Annotated in this window: 19 protein-coding genes, 1 pseudogene and 1 riboswitch; of the genes and pseudogenes, 10 read left to right on the forward strand and 10 right to left on the reverse strand. The window is 54.1% G+C overall.

Annotated elements, in window-relative coordinates; all coding sequences use genetic code 11:
- The 9 genes and pseudogenes from tuf to rpoC all read left to right on the forward strand — a co-directional run.
- Window positions 1-131: pseudogene (gene tuf, locus AK59_RS1000000124495) on the forward strand (elongation factor Tu); the annotation flags it as partial.
- 229 nt (window positions 132-360) lie between these two features.
- Window positions 361-744 carry a preprotein translocase subunit SecE gene (gene secE, locus AK59_RS0113940; protein ID WP_013094999.1) on the forward strand — a complete coding sequence of 128 codons (384 nt, stop codon included), beginning with the start codon at window positions 361-363 and terminating at the stop codon, window positions 742-744.
- A 1-nt stretch (window position 745) separates the two neighbouring features.
- Window positions 746-1,291, forward strand: a complete 546-nt coding sequence (gene nusG / locus AK59_RS0113945; protein ID WP_003862341.1) for a transcription termination/antitermination protein NusG — start codon at window positions 746-748, stop codon at window positions 1,289-1,291.
- Between the two features lie 155 nt (window positions 1,292-1,446).
- Window positions 1,447-1,875 carry a 50S ribosomal protein L11 gene (rplK, locus tag AK59_RS0113950; RefSeq protein WP_008503452.1) on the forward strand — a complete coding sequence of 143 codons (429 nt, stop codon included), beginning with the start codon at window positions 1,447-1,449 and terminating at the stop codon, window positions 1,873-1,875.
- Between the two features lie 3 nt (window positions 1,876-1,878).
- On the forward strand, window positions 1,879-2,583 hold the full coding sequence (gene rplA / locus AK59_RS0113955; RefSeq protein WP_013095000.1) for a 50S ribosomal protein L1: 705 nt from the start codon (window positions 1,879-1,881) through the stop codon (window positions 2,581-2,583).
- 292 nt (window positions 2,584-2,875) lie between these two features.
- Window positions 2,876-3,373: a 50S ribosomal protein L10 gene (gene rplJ / locus AK59_RS0113960; protein WP_013095001.1), complete on the forward strand. Its 498-nt coding sequence runs from the start codon at window positions 2,876-2,878 to the stop codon at window positions 3,371-3,373.
- Between the two features lie 66 nt (window positions 3,374-3,439).
- Window positions 3,440-3,808, forward strand: a complete 369-nt coding sequence (gene rplL / locus AK59_RS0113965) for a 50S ribosomal protein L7/L12 (RefSeq protein WP_013095002.1) — start codon at window positions 3,440-3,442, stop codon at window positions 3,806-3,808.
- 319 nt (window positions 3,809-4,127) lie between these two features.
- The gene (gene rpoB, locus AK59_RS0113970) at window positions 4,128-8,156 is read left to right on the forward strand and encodes a DNA-directed RNA polymerase subunit beta (protein WP_008503453.1); all 4,029 of its coding nucleotides are present in this window, start codon (window positions 4,128-4,130) and stop codon (window positions 8,154-8,156) included.
- A 76-nt stretch (window positions 8,157-8,232) separates the two neighbouring features.
- Window positions 8,233-12,456: a DNA-directed RNA polymerase subunit beta' gene (rpoC, locus tag AK59_RS0113975; protein ID WP_013095003.1), complete on the forward strand. Its 4,224-nt coding sequence runs from the start codon at window positions 8,233-8,235 to the stop codon at window positions 12,454-12,456.
- A 57-nt stretch (window positions 12,457-12,513) separates the two neighbouring features.
- Here rpoC and AK59_RS0113980 read toward each other — a convergent pair whose 3' ends face one another.
- The 10 genes from AK59_RS0113980 to AK59_RS0114025 form a co-directional block, all read right to left on the reverse strand.
- A complete protein-coding gene (locus AK59_RS0113980; protein WP_020684626.1) occupies window positions 12,514-12,831 on the reverse strand; it encodes a PTS lactose/cellobiose transporter subunit IIA in 318 nt (105 codons plus the stop codon).
- Window positions 12,831-13,139 (reverse strand): PTS sugar transporter subunit IIB, encoded by a 309-nt coding sequence (locus tag AK59_RS0113985; protein ID WP_023334100.1) that lies wholly within the window; start codon window positions 13,137-13,139, stop codon window positions 12,831-12,833. Before AK59_RS0113985 ends, AK59_RS0113980 begins: the two co-directional genes overlap by 1 nt.
- A 146-nt stretch (window positions 13,140-13,285) precedes the next feature.
- Window positions 13,286-14,827: a sensor domain-containing diguanylate cyclase gene (locus AK59_RS0113990; RefSeq protein WP_029883059.1), complete on the reverse strand. Its 1,542-nt coding sequence runs from the start codon at window positions 14,825-14,827 to the stop codon at window positions 13,286-13,288.
- A gap of 326 nt (window positions 14,828-15,153) precedes the next feature.
- Window positions 15,154-16,287, reverse strand: coding sequence for a 2-iminoacetate synthase ThiH (gene thiH / locus AK59_RS0113995; RefSeq protein WP_029883060.1), 1,134 nt, complete (start codon window positions 16,285-16,287; stop codon window positions 15,154-15,156).
- Window positions 16,284-17,054: a thiazole synthase gene (thiG, locus tag AK59_RS0114000; RefSeq protein ID WP_029883061.1), complete on the reverse strand. Its 771-nt coding sequence runs from the start codon at window positions 17,052-17,054 to the stop codon at window positions 16,284-16,286. The genes thiH and thiG overlap by 4 nt, the downstream gene beginning before the upstream one ends.
- A gap of 1 nt (window position 17,055) precedes the next feature.
- Window positions 17,056-17,256, reverse strand: coding sequence for a sulfur carrier protein ThiS (gene thiS, locus AK59_RS0114005; protein ID WP_013095009.1), 201 nt, complete (start codon window positions 17,254-17,256; stop codon window positions 17,056-17,058).
- Window positions 17,240-17,995 (reverse strand): HesA/MoeB/ThiF family protein, encoded by a 756-nt coding sequence (locus tag AK59_RS0114010; protein WP_029883062.1) that lies wholly within the window; start codon window positions 17,993-17,995, stop codon window positions 17,240-17,242. The genes thiS and AK59_RS0114010 overlap by 17 nt, the downstream gene beginning before the upstream one ends.
- The gene (gene thiE / locus AK59_RS0114015) at window positions 17,988-18,623 is read right to left on the reverse strand and encodes a thiamine phosphate synthase (protein WP_029883063.1); all 636 of its coding nucleotides are present in this window, start codon (window positions 18,621-18,623) and stop codon (window positions 17,988-17,990) included. Before thiE ends, AK59_RS0114010 begins: the two co-directional genes overlap by 8 nt.
- Complete coding sequence (gene thiC / locus AK59_RS0114020; protein WP_029883064.1) at window positions 18,623-20,518, reverse strand: phosphomethylpyrimidine synthase ThiC; 1,896 nt, start codon at window positions 20,516-20,518, stop codon at window positions 18,623-18,625. The genes thiE and thiC overlap by 1 nt, the downstream gene beginning before the upstream one ends.
- A 78-nt stretch (window positions 20,519-20,596) precedes the next feature.
- A riboswitch (TPP riboswitch) is annotated at window positions 20,597-20,706 on the reverse strand.
- A gap of 54 nt (window positions 20,707-20,760) precedes the next feature.
- Window positions 20,761-21,258, reverse strand: coding sequence for an Rsd/AlgQ family anti-sigma factor (locus AK59_RS0114025; RefSeq protein WP_013095013.1), 498 nt, complete (start codon window positions 21,256-21,258; stop codon window positions 20,761-20,763).
- Between the two features lie 95 nt (window positions 21,259-21,353).
- Between AK59_RS0114025 and nudC the strand changes: the two genes are divergently transcribed.
- A complete protein-coding gene (gene nudC / locus AK59_RS0114030; protein WP_013095014.1) occupies window positions 21,354-22,127 on the forward strand; it encodes an NAD(+) diphosphatase in 774 nt (257 codons plus the stop codon).
- The last annotated feature ends 36 nt before the right edge of the window (window positions 22,128-22,163 follow it).

Here is a 22,163-nt window from a genome sequence, read left to right on the forward strand (position 1 = left end):
TGCCAGGCGACAACATCAAGATGGTTGTGACGCTGATCCACCCAATCGCGATGGACGACGGTCTGCGTTTCGCAATCCGTGAAGGTGGCCGTACCGTTGGCGCGGGCGTGGTTGCTAAAGTTCTCGGCTAATTGCTGATAACATTTGACGCAATGCGCAATAAAAGGGCATCATTTGATGCCCTTTTTGCACGCTTTCACGCCAGAACCTGGCTCATCAGTGATTATTTTTGTCATAATCATTGCTGAGACAGGCTCTGCAGAGAGCGTATAATTCGAAAAGCGAATTAGCATTTCGATTTGGTTTGCCTCGCGATCGCGGGGTGAAAATGTTTGTAGAATACTTCTGACAGGTTGGTTTATGAGTGCGAATACCGAAGCTCAAGGGAGCGGGCGCGGCCTGGAAGCGATGAAATGGGTAGTGGTAGCCGTTCTGCTGATCGTAGCGATCGTCGGCAACTATCTTTATCGTGACATTATGCTGCCGCTACGCGCGCTTGCAGTGGTAATTCTGATTGCTGCAGCGGGTGGTGTCGCGCTGTTGACGACAAAAGGCAAAGCGACTGTCGCTTTTGCCCGCGAAGCGCGTACCGAAGTCCGTAAGGTAATTTGGCCGACTCGCCAGGAAACATTGCACACCACGCTGATCGTAGCGGCGGTAACCGCTGTAATGTCACTGATCCTGTGGGGACTGGATGGTATTCTGGTTCGCCTGGTATCCTTTATCACTGGCCTGAGGTTCTGAGATGTCTGAAGCCCCTAAAAAGCGCTGGTACGTCGTTCAGGCGTTTTCCGGTTTTGAAGGCCGCGTAGCAACGTCGCTGCGTGAGCATATCAAATTACACAACATGGAAGAGTTATTTGGCGAAGTTATGGTTCCGACCGAAGAAGTGGTCGAGATCCGTGGCGGCCAACGCCGCAAAAGCGAGCGTAAATTCTTCCCGGGTTACGTGCTGGTTCAGATGGTTATGAACGACGCGAGCTGGCACCTTGTGCGCAGCGTACCCCGCGTGATGGGCTTTATCGGCGGCACGTCTGACCGTCCGGCGCCAATCAGCGACAAAGAAGTTGATGCGATTATGAACCGCCTGCAGCAGGTGGGTGATAAGCCGCGTCCGAAAACGCTGTTTGAACCGGGTGAAATGGTTCGTGTTAATGACGGTCCGTTTGCTGACTTTAATGGCGTGGTCGAAGAAGTGGATTACGAGAAATCCCGCCTGAAAGTTTCTGTTTCTATCTTCGGTCGTGCGACCCCGGTAGAACTGGACTTTGCCCAGGTAGAAAAAGCCTAAGCAGCGATCAAAAAAGCGGCGATTTAATCGTTGCACAGGGCGCGAGATTGGAATACAATTTCGCGCCTTTTGTTTTTATGGGCCACGGCCTGTAAAACGATTTTATTCACGGGGAGCCTCGCTGAGGCGCTATCACCCAATCAGAGGATTTTAGAATGGCTAAGAAAGTACAAGCCTACGTCAAGCTGCAGGTTGCAGCTGGTATGGCGAACCCAAGTCCACCAGTTGGTCCAGCTCTGGGTCAGCAGGGTGTGAACATCATGGAATTCTGTAAAGCGTTTAACGCCAAAACTGAATCCCTGGAAAAAGGTCTGCCAATCCCAGTTGTAATCACTGTTTACGCTGACCGTTCTTTCACTTTCGTTACCAAAACCCCTCCTGCAGCAGTTCTGCTGAAGAAAGCGGCTGGTATCAAGTCTGGTTCCGGTAAACCGAACAAAGACAAAGTGGGTAAAATTTCCCGCGCTCAGCTGCAGGAAATCGCGCAGACCAAAGCTGCCGACATGACTGGTGCCGACATTGAAGCGATGACTCGCTCTATCGAAGGTACTGCACGTTCCATGGGCCTGGTAGTGGAGGACTAAGAAATGGCTAAACTGACCAAGCGCATGTCCGTGATCCGTGACAAAGTTGATGCGACCAAACAGTACGACATCAACGAAGCTATCGCTCTGCTGAAAGAACTGGCTACCGCTAAGTTCGTTGAAAGCGTTGACGTTGCTGTTAACCTGGGCATCGATGCTCGTAAATCTGATCAGAACGTTCGTGGTGCAACTGTACTGCCACACGGTACTGGCCGTTCCGTTCGCGTAGCTGTATTTACTCAGGGTGCAAACGCAGAAGCTGCTAAAGCTGCTGGCGCTGAACTGGTAGGTATGGAAGATCTGGCTGACCAGATCAAAAAAGGCGAAATGAACTTTGACGTTGTTATCGCATCTCCAGATGCAATGCGCGTTGTTGGCCAGCTGGGCCAGGTTCTGGGTCCACGCGGCCTGATGCCAAACCCGAAAGTGGGTACTGTAACCCCTAACGTTGCTGAAGCAGTTAAGAACGCTAAAGCAGGTCAGGTTCGTTATCGTAACGACAAAAACGGCATCATCCACACCACTATCGGTAAAGTGGACTTCGACGCTGACAAACTGAAAGAAAACCTGGAAGCTCTGCTGGTTGCGCTGAAAAAAGCAAAACCAACTCAGGCGAAAGGCGTGTACATCAAGAAAGTTAGCATCTCCACCACCATGGGTGCAGGTGTTGCAGTTGACCAGGCTGGCCTGAGCGCTGCTGCAAACTAATGCCTTTACGTGGGCGGTGATTTTGTCTACAATCTTACCCCCACGTTTGCTAACGAAAGTTAGCGGCTAAAAGAATTGTTCGTTGGAGCCTGGCCTAATCCAGGCCTCCGTCGAAGACCGCAGGTGTTTCGCAAGAGACTTAATCCCCTGCGTAGACGGTGACAGAACGCTAAGATTATTTTTGGATATTCTGGCTTGTTTCTGCTCACCGTATTAAGACGCTCTTTCCGTTGGGAAGAGTGAAGTGAGTTCCGGAACATGAGTTCCGGCAAACATCCAGGAGCAAAAGCTAATGGCTTTAAATCTTCAAGACAAACAAGCGATTGTTGCTGAAGTCAGCGAAGTAGCCAAAGGCGCGCTGTCTGCAGTAGTTGCGGATTCCCGTGGCGTAACTGTAGATAAAATGACTGAACTGCGTAAAGCAGGTCGTGAAGCTGGCGTTTACATGCGTGTTGTTCGTAACACCCTGCTGCGCCGTGCTGTTGAAGGTACCTCTTTTGAGTGCCTGAAAGACACGTTTGTTGGTCCGACCCTGATTGCATACTCTATGGAACACCCGGGCGCTGCTGCTCGTCTGTTCAAAGAGTTCGCGAAAGCGAATGCAAAATTTGAGGTCAAAGCCGCTGCCTTTGAAGGTGAGCTGATCCCGGCGTCTCAGATCGACCGCCTGGCAACTCTGCCGACCTACGAAGAAGCAATTGCACGCCTGATGGCAACCATGAAAGAAGCTTCGGCTGGCAAACTGGTTCGTACTCTGGCTGCTGTACGCGATGCGAAAGAAGCTGCTTAATCGCAGTTATCTTTATAAAGCATCTGCTTACGTATAAACTTATTCTGATATTCAGGAACAATTTAAATGTCTATCACTAAAGATCAAATCATTGAAGCAGTATCCGCTATGTCCGTAATGGACGTTGTTGAGCTGATCTCTGCAATGGAAGAAAAATTCGGTGTTTCTGCTGCTGCTGCTGTAGCTGTTGCTGCTGGCCCAGCTGCTGACGCTGCTGAAGAGAAAACTGAATTCGACGTAATTCTGAAAGCTGCTGGCGCGAACAAAGTTGCAGTAATCAAAGCTGTTCGTGGCGCTACCGGTCTGGGTCTGAAAGAAGCTAAAGACCTGGTAGAATCTGCTCCAGCTGCGCTGAAAGAAGGCGTGAGCAAAGACGACGCAGAAGCACTGAAAAAATCTCTGGAAGAAGCTGGCGCTGAAGTTGAAGTTAAATAAGCCAACTTTTCTGGTTGCAGCCTAAGTAATTAGGCTGATGGCTGGTGACTTTTTAGTCACCAGCCTTTTTGCGCTGTAAGGCCTCGGTAGCATTTCACACTGTTTGACTATCGATGTGTCTTTCAATGCTTGTTTCTATCGACGACTTAATATACTGCGACAGGGTGCTCGCTCTGTGTAAATCGCAATGAAATGGTTTAAGCGTGATAGCAACAGGTATTGCGGAAAGTATTCAATTTTCCGGTCCACAAAATGGTGTTGCACAAACTGTCCCTTCGTCGGACAGATGGGTCGACTTGTCAGCGAGCTGAGGAACCCTATGGTTTACTCCTATACCGAGAAAAAACGTATTCGTAAGGATTTTGGTAAACGTCCACAAGTTCTGGACATTCCATATCTCCTTTCTATCCAGCTTGACTCGTTCCAGAAGTTTATCGAGCAAGATCCTGAAGGGCAGTACGGTCTGGAAGCAGCCTTCCGTTCCGTGTTCCCAATTCAGAGCTACAGCGGTAACTCCGAGCTGCAGTACGTCAGCTACCGCCTTGGCGAACCGGTGTTTGACGTTCAGGAATGTCAGATCCGTGGCGTGACCTATTCCGCACCGCTGCGCGTAAAACTGCGTCTGGTGATCTACGAGCGCGAAGCGCCGGAAGGCACTGTTAAAGACATTAAAGAACAAGAAGTCTACATGGGTGAAATTCCACTCATGACAGACAACGGTACTTTCGTTATCAACGGTACTGAGCGTGTTATCGTTTCCCAGCTGCACCGTAGCCCGGGCGTCTTCTTCGACAGCGATAAAGGTAAAACACACTCTTCCGGTAAAGTACTGTATAACGCGCGCATCATTCCTTACCGTGGTTCATGGCTGGACTTCGAGTTCGATCCAAAAGACAACCTGTTTGTCCGTATCGACCGTCGTCGTAAACTGCCTGCAACCATCATTCTGCGCGCACTGAACTATACCACTGAACAGATCCTGGACCTGTTCTTTGAAAAAGTGATCTTTGAAATCCGCGACAACAAGCTGCAGATGGAGCTGGTGCCGGAACGTCTGCGTGGTGAGACCGCGTCGTTCGACATCGAAGCCGACGGCAAAGTGTATGTGGAAAAAGGTCGCCGTATTACCGCGCGCCACATCCGTCAGCTGGAAAAAGATGATATCAAACACATCGAAGTTCCGGTTGAATACATTGCAGGAAAAGTAGCCGCGAAAGATTACGTTGATGAATCAACTGGCGAGCTGATCTGCCCGGCTAACATGGAGCTGAGCCTGGATCTGCTGGCTAAGCTGAGTCAGGCTGGCCACAAACGTATCGAAACGCTGTTCACTAACGATCTGGACCACGGTCCGTACATCTCTGAGACTGTACGCGTCGACCCAACCAACGATCGTCTGAGCGCGCTGGTAGAAATCTACCGCATGATGCGTCCTGGTGAGCCACCAACTCGCGAAGCAGCTGAAAGCCTGTTCGAGAACCTGTTCTTCTCTGAAGACCGCTACGATCTGTCTGCGGTTGGTCGTATGAAGTTCAACCGTTCTCTGCTGCGCGATGAGATCGAAGGTTCCGGTATCCTGAGCAAAGACGACATCATCGAAGTGATGAAGAAGCTCATCGATATCCGTAACGGTAAAGGCGAAGTGGACGATATCGACCACCTCGGCAACCGTCGTATCCGTTCCGTAGGCGAAATGGCGGAAAACCAGTTCCGCGTTGGCCTGGTGCGTGTAGAGCGTGCGGTGAAAGAGCGTCTGTCTCTGGGCGATCTGGATACCCTGATGCCTCAGGATATGATCAACGCCAAGCCGATTTCTGCAGCCGTGAAAGAGTTCTTCGGTTCCAGCCAGCTGTCTCAGTTTATGGACCAGAACAACCCGCTGTCTGAGATCACGCACAAACGTCGTATCTCTGCACTCGGCCCAGGCGGTCTGACCCGTGAACGCGCAGGCTTTGAAGTTCGAGACGTACACCCGACTCACTACGGTCGCGTATGTCCAATCGAAACGCCTGAAGGTCCAAACATCGGTCTGATCAACTCCTTGTCCGTGTACGCACAGACAAACGAATACGGTTTCCTTGAGACCCCGTACCGTAAAGTGACTGACGGTGTTGTTACCGACGAAATTCATTACCTGTCTGCTATTGAAGAAGGCAACTACGTTATCGCTCAGGCGAACTCCAACCTGGATGACGAAGGCCACTTTGTAGAAGATCTGGTTACCTGCCGTAGCAAAGGCGAATCCAGCTTGTTCAGCCGCGACCAGGTTGACTACATGGACGTATCCACCCAGCAGGTGGTATCCGTCGGTGCGTCCCTGATCCCGTTCCTGGAACACGATGACGCCAACCGTGCATTGATGGGTGCGAACATGCAACGTCAGGCCGTTCCAACTCTGCGTGCTGATAAGCCGCTGGTTGGTACCGGTATGGAACGTGCTGTTGCCGTTGACTCCGGTGTTACTGCAGTGGCTAAGCGTGGCGGTACCGTTCAGTACGTTGACGCATCCCGTATCGTTATCAAAGTTAACGAAGACGAGATGTATCCGGGCGAAGCGGGTATCGACATCTACAACCTGACCAAATACACCCGTTCTAACCAGAACACCTGTATCAACCAGATGCCTTGCGTATCTCTGGGTGAGCCAGTTGAGCGCGGCGACGTGCTGGCAGACGGTCCGTCCACCGACCTTGGTGAACTGGCGCTCGGTCAGAACATGCGCGTAGCGTTCATGCCGTGGAACGGTTACAACTTCGAAGACTCCATCCTCGTCTCCGAACGTGTGGTACAGGAAGATCGTTTCACCACCATCCACATTCAGGAACTGGCCTGTGTGTCCCGTGACACCAAGCTGGGGCCAGAAGAGATCACCGCTGACATCCCTAACGTGGGTGAAGCTGCGCTCTCCAAACTGGATGAATCCGGTATCGTTTACATCGGTGCGGAAGTGACCGGCGGCGACATTCTGGTTGGTAAGGTAACGCCGAAAGGTGAAACCCAGCTGACGCCAGAAGAGAAACTGCTGCGTGCAATCTTCGGTGAGAAAGCGTCTGACGTTAAAGACTCTTCTCTGCGCGTACCAAACGGTGTTTCCGGTACGGTTATCGACGTTCAGGTCTTCACCCGTGACGGCGTTGAGAAAGATAAACGTGCGCTGGAAATCGAAGAGATGCAGCTCAAACAGGCTAAGAAAGACCTGTCTGAAGAACTGCAGATCCTCGAAGCGGGTCTGTTCAGCCGTATCTATGCGGTGCTGGTTGCCGGTGGCGTTGAAGCTGAGAAGCTCGACAAACTGCCGCGCGATCGCTGGCTGGAACTGGGCCTGACCGACGAAGAGAAACAAAATCAGCTGGAACAGCTGGCTGAGCAGTATGACGAACTGAAACACGAGTTCGAGAAAAAACTCGAAGCGAAACGCCGCAAAATCACTCAGGGCGACGATCTGGCACCAGGCGTGCTGAAGATTGTTAAGGTGTATCTGGCTGTTAAACGTCAGATCCAGCCTGGTGATAAGATGGCAGGTCGTCACGGTAACAAGGGTGTTATCTCTAAGATCAACCCGATCGAAGATATGCCGCACGATGCTAACGGTACGCCGGTAGATATCGTACTGAACCCGCTGGGCGTACCGTCTCGTATGAACATCGGTCAGATTCTGGAAACCCACCTGGGTATGGCTGCGAAAGGTATCGGCGACAAGATTAACGCCATGCTGAAACAGCAGCAGGAAGTCGCGAAACTGCGCGAATTCATCCAGCGTGCCTACGATCTGGGTACCGATGTGCGTCAGAAAGTCGACCTGAACACCTTCAGCGATGAAGAAGTGCTGCGTCTGGCAGAGAACCTGCGCAAAGGTATGCCAATTGCAACGCCGGTATTCGACGGTGCAAAAGAAGCTGAAATTAAAGAGCTGCTGCAACTGGGTGGTCTGCCAACGTCTGGTCAGATTACGCTGTTTGACGGCCGTACCGGTGAACAGTTCGAGCGTCCGGTAACCGTAGGTTACATGTACATGCTGAAACTGAACCACCTGGTCGACGACAAAATGCACGCTCGTTCTACCGGTTCTTACAGCCTGGTTACTCAGCAGCCGCTGGGTGGTAAGGCACAGTTCGGTGGTCAGCGCTTCGGGGAGATGGAAGTGTGGGCGCTGGAAGCATACGGCGCAGCATACACCCTGCAGGAAATGCTCACCGTTAAGTCTGATGACGTGAACGGTCGTACCAAGATGTATAAGAACATCGTGGACGGCAACCATCAGATGGAACCGGGCATGCCAGAGTCCTTCAACGTACTGTTGAAAGAGATTCGTTCGCTGGGTATCAACATCGAACTGGAAGACGAGTAATTCTCGCTCAAACAGGTCACTGCTGTCGGGTTAACGCCCGACAGCAGAGTGTGCTAACTCCGACGGGAGCAAATCCGTGAAAGACTTATTAAAGTTTCTGAAAGCGCAAACTAAAACCGAAGAGTTTGATGCGATCAAAATTGCTCTGGCTTCGCCAGACATGATCCGTTCATGGTCTTTCGGTGAAGTTAAAAAGCCGGAAACCATCAACTACCGTACGTTCAAACCTGAGCGTGACGGCCTTTTCTGTGCACGTATTTTCGGGCCAGTAAAAGATTACGAGTGCCTGTGCGGTAAGTACAAGCGCCTGAAACACCGTGGTGTGATCTGTGAGAAGTGCGGCGTTGAAGTGACCCAGACCAAAGTGCGCCGTGAGCGCATGGGCCACATCGAGCTGGCGTCTCCGACTGCTCACATCTGGTTCCTGAAATCTCTGCCGTCCCGTATCGGCCTGCTGCTGGATATGCCGCTGCGCGATATCGAACGTGTTCTGTACTTCGAATCTTATGTGGTTATCGAAGGCGGGATGACGAACCTGGAACGTCACCAGATCCTGACTGAAGAGCAGTATCTGGACGCACTGGAAGAGTTCGGTGACGAATTCGACGCGAAGATGGGTGCGGAAGCTATTCAGGCCCTGCTGAAGAGCATGGATCTGGAGCAAGAGTGCGAGCAGCTGCGTGAAGAGCTGAACGAAACCAACTCCGAAACCAAGCGTAAAAAGCTGACCAAGCGTATCAAACTGCTGGAAGCGTTCGTTCAGTCTGGTAACAAGCCAGAGTGGATGATCCTGACCGTTCTGCCGGTTCTGCCGCCAGATCTGCGTCCGCTGGTTCCGCTGGATGGTGGTCGTTTCGCTACGTCCGATCTGAACGATCTGTATCGTCGCGTGATCAACCGTAACAACCGTCTGAAACGTCTGCTGGATCTGGCTGCGCCGGACATTATCGTACGCAACGAAAAACGTATGCTGCAGGAAGCGGTAGATGCCCTGCTGGATAACGGTCGTCGCGGTCGTGCGATCACCGGTTCTAACAAACGTCCTCTGAAATCTTTGGCCGACATGATCAAAGGTAAACAGGGTCGTTTCCGTCAGAACCTGCTCGGTAAGCGTGTTGACTACTCCGGTCGTTCTGTAATCACCGTAGGTCCATACCTGCGTCTGCATCAGTGCGGTCTGCCGAAGAAAATGGCACTGGAGCTGTTCAAACCATTCATCTACGGCAAACTGGAGTTGCGAGGACTCGCCACCACCATCAAAGCCGCTAAGAAAATGGTTGAGCGTGAAGAAGCTGTCGTTTGGGATATCCTGGACGAAGTGATCCGCGAACACCCGGTACTGCTGAACCGTGCACCAACTCTGCACCGTCTGGGTATTCAGGCATTTGAGCCAGTCCTGATCGAAGGTAAAGCTATTCAGCTGCATCCACTGGTTTGTGCGGCGTATAACGCCGACTTCGATGGTGACCAGATGGCTGTTCACGTACCGCTGACGCTGGAAGCCCAGCTCGAAGCGCGTGCGCTGATGATGTCTACCAACAACATCCTGTCTCCAGCGAACGGTGAACCAATCATCGTTCCTTCTCAGGACGTTGTATTGGGTCTGTACTACATGACCCGTGACTGTGTTAACGCTAAAGGCGAAGGCATGGTGCTGACTGGCCCGAAAGAAGCTGAGCGTATTTATCGCGCTGGCCTGGCCTCTCTGCATGCGCGCGTTAAAGTGCGTATCACTGAATACGAAAAAGATGCTAACGGCGAATTCGTGGCGAAAACCAGCCTGAAAGACACGACTATCGGCCGTGCCATTCTGTGGATGATCGTACCGAAAGGTCTGCCTTTCTCCATCGTCAACCAGGCGCTGGGTAAGAAAGCGATCTCCAAAATGCTGAACACCTGTTACCGCATTCTGGGTCTGAAGCCGACCGTTATCTTCGCTGACCAGACAATGTACACCGGCTTTGCTTATGCAGCGCGTTCAGGTGCATCTGTTGGTATTGATGACATGGTCATCCCAGAGAAGAAACACGAGATCATCTCTGAAGCAGAAGCTGAAGTTGCGGAAATCCAGGAGCAGTTCCAGTCTGGTCTGGTAACCGCGGGCGAACGCTACAACAAAGTTATCGATATCTGGGCTGCGGCGAACGATCGTGTATCCAAAGCGATGATGGATAACCTGCAAACCGAAACCGTGATTAACCGTGACGGCGTAGAAGAGCAGCAGGTTTCCTTCAACAGCATTTACATGATGGCCGACTCCGGTGCGCGTGGTTCTGCAGCACAGATTCGTCAGCTGGCAGGTATGCGTGGTCTGATGGCGAAGCCAGATGGCTCCATCATCGAAACGCCAATCACCGCGAACTTCCGTGAAGGTCTGAACGTACTCCAGTACTTCATCTCCACGCACGGTGCGCGTAAAGGTCTGGCGGATACCGCACTGAAAACAGCGAACTCCGGTTATCTGACGCGTCGTCTGGTTGACGTTGCGCAGGATCTGGTGGTGACCGAAGACGATTGTGGCACCCTTGAAGGTATCACCATGACTCCGGTTATCGAGGGTGGTGATGTTAAAGAGCCACTGCGCGATCGCGTACTGGGTCGTGTTACCGCGGAAGACATTCTGAAGCCGGGTACCGCAGACATTCTGGTTCCACGCAACACGCTGCTGCACGAACAGTGGTGTGACCTGCTGGAAGCGAACTCTGTTGACTCCGTGAAAGTGCGTTCCGTTGTATCCTGTGACACCGACTTTGGTGTATGTGCGCACTGCTACGGTCGTGACCTGGCACGTGGCCACATCATCAACAAAGGTGAAGCCATCGGCGTTATCGCGGCACAGTCCATCGGTGAGCCGGGTACACAGCTGACGATGCGTACGTTCCACATCGGTGGTGCGGCATCTCGTGCGGCTGCTGAATCCAGCATCCAGGTGAAAAACAAAGGTAGCATCAAGCTCAGCAACGCGAAATCGGTTGTGAACTCCAGCGGTAAACTGGTTATCACTTCTCGTAACACCGAACTGAAGCTGATCGACGAATTCGGTCGTACCAAAGAGAGCTATAAAGTGCCTTACGGTGCTGTTATGGCGAAAGGTGATGGCGAGCAGGTTGCCGGCGGTGAAACCGTTGCAAACTGGGATCCACACACCATGCCAGTTATCACCGAAGTGAGTGGTTTCATCCGCTTCACTGACATGATCGACGGCCAGACCATTACTCGTCAGACTGACGAGCTGACCGGTCTGTCTTCTCTGGTAGTTCTGGATTCTGCTGAACGTACTACCGGCGGTAAAGATCTGCGTCCTGCACTGAAAATCGTTGATGCTCAGGGTAACGACGTTCTGATCCCAGGTACCGATATGCCTGCGCAGTACTTCCTGCCTGGTAAAGCGATTGTACAGCTGGAAGATGGCGTACAGATCAGCTCTGGTGACACCCTGGCGCGTATTCCTCAGGAATCCGGCGGTACCAAGGACATCACCGGTGGTCTGCCACGCGTTGCGGATCTGTTCGAAGCACGTCGTCCGAAAGAGCCGGCAATCCTGGCTGAAATCAGCGGTATCATCTCCTTCGGTAAAGAGACCAAAGGTAAACGCCGTCTGGTTATCACCCCGGTAGATGGCAGCGAGCCGTACGAAGAGATGATTCCTAAGTGGCGTCAGCTCAACGTGTTCGAAGGTGAACGCGTAGAACGTGGTGACGTGGTTTCCGACGGTCCAGAAGCGCCGCACGACATCCTGCGTCTGCGTGGTGTGCATGCTGTTACGCGTTACATTGTTAACGAAGTACAGGACGTATACCGTCTGCAGGGCGTTAAGATTAACGATAAACACATCGAAGTTATCGTTCGTCAGATGCTGCGTAAAGCGACCATCGAGAACGCGGGCAGCTCCGAGTTCCTGGAAGGCGAGCAGGTTGAGTACTCACGCGTCAAGATCGCTAACCGCGAACTGGAAGCGAACGGCAAAATCGGTGCGACCTTCTCGCGCGATCTGCTGGGTATCACCAAAGCGTCTCTGGCAACCGAGTCCTTCATCTCTGCAGCATCGTTCCAGGAAACCACTCGTGTCCTGACCGAAGCCGCTGTTGCAGGTAAACGTGATGAACTGCGCGGTCTGAAAGAGAACGTTATCGTGGGTCGTCTGATCCCGGCGGGTACCGGTTATGCGTACCATCAGGATCGTATGCGTCGTCGTGCTGCAGGCGAACTGCCAGCTGCACCGCAGGTGACTGCTGAAGATGCATCCGCGAGCCTGGCAGAGCTGCTGAACGCAGGTCTGGGCGGTTCCGACAACGAGTAATCGTTGATGCCGTAAATAAAAAACCCGCCTCGGCGGGTTTTTTTACAGCTGTAGCTTTTAATTTAGCAACGGGATGCGTCGATAAAGCTCAATCATATCGCCCGCCAGATCCTGGATGACCATCGCGTTCATCAGGTGATCCTGAGAATGGACGGTAATCAGGTTAACCGGAAGCTTCCCGGTGCCTTCATCAAGACCAATAAGCTGTGTCTGGATGGTGTGCGCATGCTTCACATACTCGCGCGACTCTTCCATCGCCTTTTCGGCCCCGTCAAAGTCACCTTTACGCGCCATCTGTAATGCCGTCAGGGCAGCACTGCGCGCCGCACCCGCGTTGACCAGCAGTTCCATGATTGTCGTTTCTAAGTCTTCCATTATGACTCCAGCAGTTTGAGCGCTTTTTCCAGTACGGCATCACCTTTCATCATGCCGTAATCCATCATGTCGATCACCGCGACCTTTTTACCCAGCGGCTCGGCCTGGGCCTGAAGTTTCGCCTGCTCGTATTTAACCTGTGGCCCCAGTAATACGATGTCGGCCGTCGCGATGTTGTCTTTAAATTCCGCGACCGGAACGGCTTTAATGGTGACTTCAACCCCTTTTTTCTGCGCGGCGTCTTTCATACGTTGAACCAGCATGCTCGTTGACATTCCCGCTGCACAGCATAAAACGATGTTCTTCATAATCAGCCTCGATCTACATGTGTTTATTGATAATTATCCCGTGCAGACTGCTTCAACAACCGCTTTACCGTGATTGTGTGTCAGGCATCACAAAGAAATCGGCATTTTTCTGAAACCGGTTACAATTTTGCGCAGGGCAGCGAAAATCAGCCGACAGACGTTCGAATAATGCGGTTTTTTCCCTGTTGTTTCGCGCTGTAGAGGGCGTTATCTACGCTCCCCACCAGCTCCTCCAGCGGTTCGAAATGCCATTCTCCCAGACCGGCACTGAACGTTACCCGCAGGTTTTCTTCCCGCCAGACGCGTTTTTCAACGGCGGTTCGCCACGCGTCCAGTAACGAGAATGCGCTAGCGATCTGGTCAGCCTGGAAAATCACTGCGAACTCTTCTCCACCGTAGCGGTAAACCGAGACGTTATGCGGCTGCATTATCTGGATCCCTTCACGCGCCACGTTACGCAGGACGATATCACCGCTCAGGTGACCCCAGGTGTCGTTAATCGATTTGAAGTTATCGATGTCAATCAGCGCCAGGGCGAAAGGCTGGTGTGCACTGAGTAGCTCATCTACATCGCTATCAAATGCCCGGCGGTTTTTGCAGCCGGTGAGTGCATCATGGGTGGCCTGGCGCACATAGGCCATCTCACGCGCTTTGTTGGACTGGATAGTATGGCTAAGCATCGCTTCCAGACGCGGAGCCTGGTTGACGTCGCCGGTTTTGATGGCGTTGATAATCGTCATCAGCACGGTACGCGACTCATGGCGCAGGTACAGACCGAAGAGGATGATAATGATGGCCGCCAGCGCAAAACCCCAGCCCACGATAGTGGTCTCATGGCGGGTAATGTCGGTGAGCGTTGCGCCCGAAACCCGGTAGATGACAAACCAGTCCGGGTTGGTGAAGGAGTAGTAGTAATACCAGGCTTTGGTTTTCTTATCATACAGATGGCCTTCGCCGCTGGTCATTTTGTCCATCAGCGCTTCGCTCACGTACTGCTTGAAGAGCGCGCCCGGATCAGGGTGAAGCACCACGGCACCGTCGCGTTCGACAACAAAGAATTCCCCTTGTACAGGCGCTACCATCTGACGAAGGGTAAACCCCATGGAGGTCAAATCGAGATGAAATGCTATCGTACCCTTGAGTCGTCCTTCCGGCGAAATCAACGGCTTATAAAGAGTGACCGTGGGATGCCCGGTAAAATAGTCCATGTAGGGGCGGGTATAGTGGCTGAAGATGCTGGCTTCCGCCTGGGCGATGAACCATGGACGCGTCCGGGGATCGAAGGTTTTGCTCTTTTCCGTGGGAAGTACCTCCGGCGCGCGCAGATAACGGCCCTGGGTGTCTGTCAGAGAAATGGAAGAGACGGTCGGCATCAGGTTCTGTAGATGCATCAACATCTGTAAACCCTGCGACGGATTGACGTTCAGCATCTCGTTCAGCGTGTCGTTGCGTGCAAAATAGAGCGCCGAACGCCCAAGGATATAGTCGTTTTCACGCAGGATAGATTCGGTGTAGTTCACCGCCAGGTTGTGGGTGAAGTTACCATTAATCTTATGATAATCCTCAAGAAAATCTTTTTGTTGTGAAAGGGTAACCACGACCGCGATCAGCGCAAAACTGCACAGGATCCCCGCAAAGCTGAGCATAATGGGTCGGGTAAAAGAGAGCTTTCTGCTGTGAAGTGCCATGAGTTGTACATCAATCCTGATGGTGAGTTTTTCGTCTGCCGATATCCTCTCAGCATAGTCGCTGTCCTGCGGTTAGCTGTGAATTATACGGAACACAGTTTCATATGAGATGATTTATCTTAAGAACCATTAAGAAAATACTCATTCATCTGGCGGGCGGCGTGTGCAATGAATCAGAGGCAGGGCGAAACGAGGAAGAAGCTTTTCGCCCTGGTCAGCTTCCGTTGCTGACGGCATGACAATAAAAAACCGGACGATAGATGACAATCGTCCGGTTGTGACTCTCCAGAGCGCCTCGACAATTTTTTACCGGCTTGCAGCGCGTTTCAACGCATTTGCGAGGCTCTTCCCAGCCAACTATCCCAGTCTTTCCAGACTGGTTGTAACCCCTGCGCGGTCAGGGCGGCGGCAACTGCTTCTGGCCGTCGACCATCATGTGGCGCAAATTGTTCCAGCTCCGGATGGTCGTCGGCGTAGCCCCCTGGCTGCGTTTTGGAGAACGCACTGACGTTGTTAATCGCAAGCGGGATCACGCGGTCACGAAACGCAGGAGATTCACGCGTCGAGAGTGATAATTCAACCTCCGGGGCAAGCAGGCGAAACGCACAGATGGCCTGGACCAGCTGACGTTCGTCCATTACCGAGGCGGGTTCAACACCTCCCGTGCATGGCCGCAAGCGTGGGAAAGAGATGGAGTAACGGCTTTGCCAGTAGTGCTGCTGCAGCCATAGCAGGTGTTCCGCTACCATGTAGCAATCCACTCGCCAGCTATCTGACAGCCCAATCAGCGCGCCCAGACCGATTTTGTCGATCCCGGCCCGGCCCAGCCTGTCCGGGGTCTCCAGCCGGAAGAAGAAATCCTGTTTCTTTCCCTTCAGGTGATGCCGGGCATACGTCGCCTCGTGGTAGGTTTCCTGATACACCATCACTCCGTCCAGCCCGAGGGTTTTAAGCTCCGCGTATTCCTCCTGCGACAGGGGCTGAACCTCCATCTGTAGCGACGCGAACTGACGGCGAATGGCCGGAAGGTGCTGTCGAAAATAGTCCATCCCGACTTTGCTCTGGTGTTCACCCGTGACCAGCAGGAGATGCTCAAAACCCATTTCACGGATGGCGGCACACTCACGGGCGATTTCGCTCTCATCGAGTGTTTTCCGCTTGATGCGGTTGCTCATGGAGAAGCCGCAGTAGGTGCAGTCATTCGCGCACAGGTTAGAGAGGTAGAGCGGTACGTAAAAGCTCACCGTGTTGCCAAAACGCTGGCGGGTGAGCCTCTGAGCGCGCTGGGCCATCGGCTCAAGAAAGGTGCTCGCCGCCGGAGAGAGCAGGGCCATCATATCGTCGCGGGACAGGTGACGGGCTTGTAAGGCGCGCTCCACGTCAGCCTGCGTTTTACTGTTGATACGCAGGGCAATATCGTCCCAGTTAAGCTGCCGCCAGCGGTCGGTAAAGGTGGTCATGAGAGTGCCTCCAGAAAGCCGGTCAACGGGCTGGTGGCCTGTGCCTGAAAACTGCGCGTTCCCGGGCCAGACTCTCGTGCCAGCAAGCCAGCCTCCACGGCCATGCGGAACGCACGGGCCATCCTGATGGGGTCGTCGGCGACCGCAATGGCTGTGTTCACCAGCACGGCACTTGCTCCCATCTCCAGCGCCTGGGCGGCATGGCTGGGCACGCCAATGCCTGCATCCACCACCACCGGCACGGTGGCTTGCTCAATGATGATCTCCAGCATGGCGCGGGTCTCCAGGCCCTGATTAGAACCAATTGGAGCGCCCAGCGGCATGACGGCAGCGCAGCCGACCTCTTCCAGCCGTTTACACAGCACGGGATCGGCCCCGCAGTAGGGCAGAACGGTAAAGCCTTGCTGCACCAGCTTTTCGGCCGCTTTTAACGTTTCGATGGGGTCGGGCAACAGCCAGCGCGCATCCGGATGTATTTCCAGTTTCAGCCAGTGGGTACCCAGCGCTTCACGAGCCAGCTGAGCCGCAAAAATCGCTTCTTCAGCCGTTTTCGCACCGGAGGTATTGGGCAGCAGGGTAACGCCAGTATCCAGCAACGGTGCCAGAATGGCGTCGCTGTGATGGCGCAGATCGACGCGCTTGAGCGCCAGCGTCACCAGCTGGCTGCCGCTTTCACGGATGGCATCCACCATCAGCTGCGGCGAGGCGAATTTTCCGGTCCCGGTAAACAGATGTGAATCAAAGACTTTATCAGCAATACGTAACATCTCAGCCCCCGGCGATAACCTGAAACAGCAGGATCTGGTCGCCTTCGCTCACCTGCTGATGTTCCCACTGCTCACGCGGCAGGATCTGTTGATTAAGCGCCAGCGCCGTTCCCGGCTTGAGCTGGCGCAGCTTCTCGAGCAGCGCGGCAACGGTGAGACCGTCATCGCATTTCATCGGCTCATCATTAAACAGAATGCGCATTGAGGCCTCCGCACACCGGACAGTGGCTGGCGCGGTGCAGTGCCAGATGACGCCAGCCGCTGGAGCGGGCATCAAACAGCCGCAGCGTATTGCGCTCTGTTTCCATACCGCTGAGCAATTTGATGGCTTCCAGCGCCTGCAGGGTCCCCATCACGCCCACCACCGGGCCCAGTATGCCCGCGGTGCGGCAGTTGCGCTCCGGCTCAGCATCATCAGGCCACAGGCAACGATAACAGCCCTGCGCCCAGGGCGGGGTCAGCACCATCATCTGCCCGCCGAAACCGACCGCACTGGCGGTGATAAGCGGCGTATTCTGTGCCACGCAGGCGGCGTTAATGGCCTGGCGGGTCGCCATATTGTCGGTGCAGTCCAGCACCGCATCCGCAAGGGCGACTTCGCGCTGCAGAGTGTCGCCGTGGAGTCGCTCCTGGTGCGCGATGAGCGTGATGTCCGGGTTTAACTGCTTCAGCCTTTTGCGGGTGATTTGCGCTTTGGGCTGGTTAACATCCTCCGTGGTGAAGAGGATTTGTCGCTGCAGGTTACTGATATGTACCTCGTCGTCATCGGCCAGAACCAGCGTGCCCACGCCCGCGCCTGCCAGATAGAGCGCGGCAGGAGCGCCTAATCCGCCCAGACCAACAATCAGGACCCGGCTGGCGAGCAGCTTTTGCTGCCCGTCAATGGCGATATCCTCCAGCAGGATCTGGCGGCTGTAGCGCATAAAATCACGATCATTCATCGCCTGCTCCTGCCAGCTTTAACAGCTGTGCGGTGGCGGCCTGCCAGTCTGCCGCCTGGGTAATGGCGCTGACGACAGCGATACTGCCGACACCGGTATCCAGCACGGCAGGAGCGCGTTCCAGGCTGATCCCACCGATCGCGACGGTAGGGTAATCGGCAAGGCGTTTAACGTGCGCCGCCAGCTGCGTCAGCCCCTGTGGGGCAGAGGGCATCTGTTTGGTCTGCGTCGGAAAAACATGGCCAAGTGCGATATACGAAGGGCGAGCCGCCAGCGCCACGTCGATCTCCATGTCGTCGTGTGTTGACACCCCCAGTCTTAATCCAGCGTCCCGGATAGTGCTCAGGTCCGTTGTTTCCAGATCCTCCTGACCCAGATGCACACCGTACGCCTGGTGCTTAACGGCCAGTCGCCAGTAGTCGTTGATAAACAGGCGCGCGTCGTAGCGACGCCCCAGTGCGATGGCGGCGACCACATCGGCCTCCACCTCGTCATCACGTTTATCCTTAATGCGCAGCTGGATTGTGCGAACGCCGCACGCCAGCAGGCGTTCGATCCACGCCACGCTGTCCACCACAGGATAGAGCCCTAAACGGAAGGGAACGGAAGGGAAATCAGGCTGATACATTACGCCTCCTCTTTTTTGAGGTAGATTTCGCCGCCCTTCGCGCGGAAGGTTTCTGACATATCCGCCATACCCACTTCAATGGTTTGCGCGGCGGCGTAGTCACGGACTTCCTGGCTGATTTTCATCGAGCAGAATTTTGGCCCGCACATGGAGCAGAAATGCGCCACTTTGCCCGACTCCTGTGGCAGAGTTTCATCGTGATACGCGCGGGCAGTGAAAGGATCGAGCGCCAGGTTGAACTGGTCTTCCCAGCGGAATTCAAAGCGCGCCTTCGACATGGCGTTGTCGCGGATTTGCGCGCCAGGGTGGCCTTTGGCCAGGTCCGCGGCGTGGGCGGCAATTTTGTAGGTGATCAGCCCCTGCTTCACATCCTCTTTGTTGGGCAGGCCGAGGTGCTCTTTCGGCGTCACATAGCAGAGCATGGCGCAGCCGAACCAGCCAATCATTGCCGCACCAATCCCGGAGGTGAAGTGGTCATAGCCCGGAGCGATATCCGTGGTCAACGGCCCCAGGGTATAGAATGGCGCTTCGTGGCAGTGCTCCAGCTCTTCGGTCATGTTGCGGCGGATCATCTGCATTGGCACGTGTCCCGGGCCTTCAATCATCACCTGCACGTCATACTCCCAGGCGATTTTGGTCAGCTCACCCAGGGTATGCAGTTCGGCAAACTGCGCTTCGTCGTTGGCATCACGAATGGAGCCCGGACGCAGGCCGTCGCCCAGCGACAGGGAGACATCGTACGCGGCACAGATTTCACAGATCTCGCGGAAGTGTTCGTAGAGGAAGTTTTCCTTATGGTGTGACAGGCACCATTTGGCCATGATAGAGCCGCCGCGCGAGACAATACCGGTCAGACGCTTCGCCGTCATCGGCACGTAGCGCAGCAGCACGCCCGCATGAATGGTGAAGTAGTCGACTCCCTGTTCAGCCTGCTCCAGCAGCGTGTCGCGGAAGGCTTCCCAGGTGAGGTCTTCGGCAATACCGTTTACCTTCTCCAGTGCCTGATAAACGGGCACCGTTCCGATAGGCACCGGGCTATTGCGCAGGATCCACTCGCGGGTTTCGTGGATGTAACGCCCGGTGGAGAGATCCATCACCGTGTCCGCGCCCCAGCGTGTCGACCAGACCAGTTTTTCCACCTCTTCTTCGATGGAGGAGGTCACGGCCGAGTTGCCGATATTGGCGTTGACCTTCACCAGGAAGTTGCGGCCAATGATCATTGGTTCAGATTCCGGGTGATTGATGTTGGCAGGGATAATCGCACGGCCAGCGGCCACTTCATCACGCACAAACTCCGGCGTGATGTTTTCCGGCAGGCGTGCCCCGAAGCCTTCTCCCGGATGCTGGTGGCGTAACACCTCGCTGCGGATACGCTCGCGACCCATGTTTTCACGAATGGCGATAAACTCCATCTCCGGCGTGACGATGCCCTGGCGGGCATAGTGCAGCTGGGTAACGCATTTACCTGCTTTCGCGCGTTTCGGCGTCAGCAACCCGGTGAAGCGCAGCTCATCAAGACCATCGTCGGCCAGACGCGCTTTGGTGTACGCCGAGCTGCGGTCAGAGAGCTCTTCGCAGTCGTTACGCGCGTCAATCCACGGCTGGCGCAATTTCGCCAGACCCTGCTGAACGTTAATGGCAACCGCAGGATCGCCGTACGGACCGGAGGTGTCATACACCGGAACGGCTTCGTTATCTTCATACTGCGCGTGTGCTTTGCTGCCACCGATAAGGGTCGGGCTAAGCTGGATTTCACGCATTGGCACGCGGATATCCGCCTGTGAACCGGTGATGTAAATACGTTTTGAGTTCGGGAAAGCGGTGCCTTCCAGAGTGTCGATGAAGTGTTGGGCTTGTTCGCGCTGTTCGCGGCGGGTCAGTTTTGTTGTAGACATAGCTCATTCCAAAAGTGAAGGACATGGCTTGTCAGACGACGGATGAAGCAAGAGAGGATCGCCCTGGGGCGATACAACAGCAGTGTGACTCTTGTTCCCTTCGCAGGTATTAGCCTGATCAGGTTCCGCGGATCCCGAATTAACGGTCTCAGCCCGTGCTTGCACACTGGGCACTCCGACAAGAAAAATCCCCCTCCGCAGAGGGGCGAATGGTTGTAAATTACTCGTTAACGATTAAGAACTCAAGCAGGTCGCGCGACGTTATCTTCGTGGCTCACATCCAGGCCGTGATCCAGGGCGAGGGCGATCAGCTTATCTTCCAGCGTGAATCGCTCTTCCAGCGCTTCGCCGAGGTCGGAAAGCGCCTGCTGAAACTCAAGATAGTTATCGTGATCGATAGCGTTCTCAAGCGTGGAATCGTAGTAATCCATGATCTGCTGGGTGTTAGCTTCCAGCAGCGGATAGAGTTTGCTGGCTGCTAAATACGGTGTAGTCCCTTCCATTTCGCGGATAATGCGTTCATAAATATTGAAATGGCCGTCGGACAGATAGTCGACCAGGCTCTGACAAAAATCATCCAGCGCTTTTTCATTCAACCGCATAAACGATTCTTTGCCAGGCTTAATACCGACCAGATTGTAATAAGCCACGAGTAGATGCTTGCGCACATGTAGCCAGCGATCCACCAGTTTGTTACTTCCTCTAACGCGCTCAGTCAGGCTCTCTAGCTGGTTTAACATGGTTGACTCCGCAAGGTTGAGAATTGAATCTGCTTATCCAAAATGTAACCACAATGCTAACAACATGTCAGTGAAGCGAAGGTAGTGCAATAGATATGGATCGTATTATTGAAAAATCAGATCTGGGTTGGTGGATCGTCAGTCACGAACAAAAATTATGGTTGCCTGCCGGGGAAATACCCTATGGCGCAGCAGAAAAATTCGATCTTGTCGGCCTGCCCGCGCTGAAGATCGGGGAATGGCAGGGTGAACCCGTGTGGTTGATCCAACAGCCACGCCGCAATGACATGGGATCGGTTCGTCAGGTGCTGGATCAGGATGTGGGCTTGTTCCAGCTGGCGGGCCGGGGCGTGCAGCTGGCTGAGTTTTACCGTTCGCATAAGTACTGCGGCTACTGTGGTCACACCATGCACCCCAGTAAAACCGAGTGGGCGATGCTCTGCAGCCACTGCCGTGAGCGCTACTACCCGCAAATTGCGCCGTGCATTATCGTCGCTATCCGTCGTGACGATTCCATCCTGCTGGCGCAGCATACCCGCCACCGCAACGGCATTCATACCGTGCTGGCTGGGTTCGTCGAGGTGGGCGAAACGCTGGAACAGGCGGTGGCGCGTGAAGTGATGGAAGAGAGTGGGATTAAGGTTAAAAACCTGCGCTATGTTACCTCCCAGCCGTGGCCGTTCCCGCAGTCGCTGATGACGGCCTTTATGGCCGATTATGACAGCGGCGAGATTGTCATCGACCAGAAAGAGTTGCTGGAGGCGAACTGGTATCGTTATGACGATTTGCCGCTGCTGCCACCACCAGGCACCGTCGCCCGTCGGCTGATAGAAGATACCGTAGCAATGTGTCGGGCTGATGCTGAGTGACATGTTACACTGAGGCCATGACGCTTAAGGAACTGC

Origin of the sequence: Enterobacter sp. T1-1, from assembly GCF_000710795.1 — a bacterium.
Lineage (GTDB): Bacteria > Pseudomonadota > Gammaproteobacteria > Enterobacterales > Enterobacteriaceae > Enterobacter > Enterobacter cloacae.

What these genes read in the sequence shown, in the direction of transcription:
- AK59_RS0114025 (WP_013095013.1), bottom strand. Translation starts at nt 21,258, where the DNA reads ATGTTAAACCAGCTAGAGAGCCTGACTGAGCGCGTTAGAGGAAGTAAC.
- AK59_RS0113985 (WP_023334100.1), bottom strand. Translation starts at nt 13,139, where the DNA reads ATGAAGAACATCGTTTTATGCTGTGCAGCGGGAATGTCAACGAGCATG.
- thiC (WP_029883064.1), bottom strand. Translation starts at nt 20,518, where the DNA reads ATGTCTACAACAAAACTGACCCGCCGCGAACAGCGCGAACAAGCCCAA.
- secE (WP_013094999.1), top strand. Translation starts at nt 361, where the DNA reads ATGAGTGCGAATACCGAAGCTCAAGGGAGCGGGCGCGGCCTGGAAGCG.
- AK59_RS0113990 (WP_029883059.1), bottom strand. Translation starts at nt 14,827, where the DNA reads ATGGCACTTCACAGCAGAAAGCTCTCTTTTACCCGACCCATTATGCTC.
- thiE (WP_029883063.1), bottom strand. Translation starts at nt 18,623, where the DNA reads ATGTATCAGCCTGATTTCCCTTCCGTTCCCTTCCGTTTAGGGCTCTAT.
- AK59_RS0114010 (WP_029883062.1), bottom strand. Translation starts at nt 17,995, where the DNA reads ATGAATGATCGTGATTTTATGCGCTACAGCCGCCAGATCCTGCTGGAG.
- nusG (WP_003862341.1), top strand. Translation starts at nt 746, where the DNA reads ATGTCTGAAGCCCCTAAAAAGCGCTGGTACGTCGTTCAGGCGTTTTCC.
- rplL (WP_013095002.1), top strand. Translation starts at nt 3,440, where the DNA reads ATGTCTATCACTAAAGATCAAATCATTGAAGCAGTATCCGCTATGTCC.
- AK59_RS0113980 (WP_020684626.1), bottom strand. Translation starts at nt 12,831, where the DNA reads ATGGAAGACTTAGAAACGACAATCATGGAACTGCTGGTCAACGCGGGT.
- rplA (WP_013095000.1), top strand. Translation starts at nt 1,879, where the DNA reads ATGGCTAAACTGACCAAGCGCATGTCCGTGATCCGTGACAAAGTTGAT.
- rpoB (WP_008503453.1), top strand. Translation starts at nt 4,128, where the DNA reads ATGGTTTACTCCTATACCGAGAAAAAACGTATTCGTAAGGATTTTGGT.
- nudC (WP_013095014.1), top strand. Translation starts at nt 21,354, where the DNA reads ATGGATCGTATTATTGAAAAATCAGATCTGGGTTGGTGGATCGTCAGT.
- thiS (WP_013095009.1), bottom strand. Translation starts at nt 17,256, where the DNA reads ATGCGCATTCTGTTTAATGATGAGCCGATGAAATGCGATGACGGTCTC.
- thiH (WP_029883060.1), bottom strand. Translation starts at nt 16,287, where the DNA reads ATGACCACCTTTACCGACCGCTGGCGGCAGCTTAACTGGGACGATATT.
- thiG (WP_029883061.1), bottom strand. Translation starts at nt 17,054, where the DNA reads ATGTTACGTATTGCTGATAAAGTCTTTGATTCACATCTGTTTACCGGG.
- rplJ (WP_013095001.1), top strand. Translation starts at nt 2,876, where the DNA reads ATGGCTTTAAATCTTCAAGACAAACAAGCGATTGTTGCTGAAGTCAGC.
- rplK (WP_008503452.1), top strand. Translation starts at nt 1,447, where the DNA reads ATGGCTAAGAAAGTACAAGCCTACGTCAAGCTGCAGGTTGCAGCTGGT.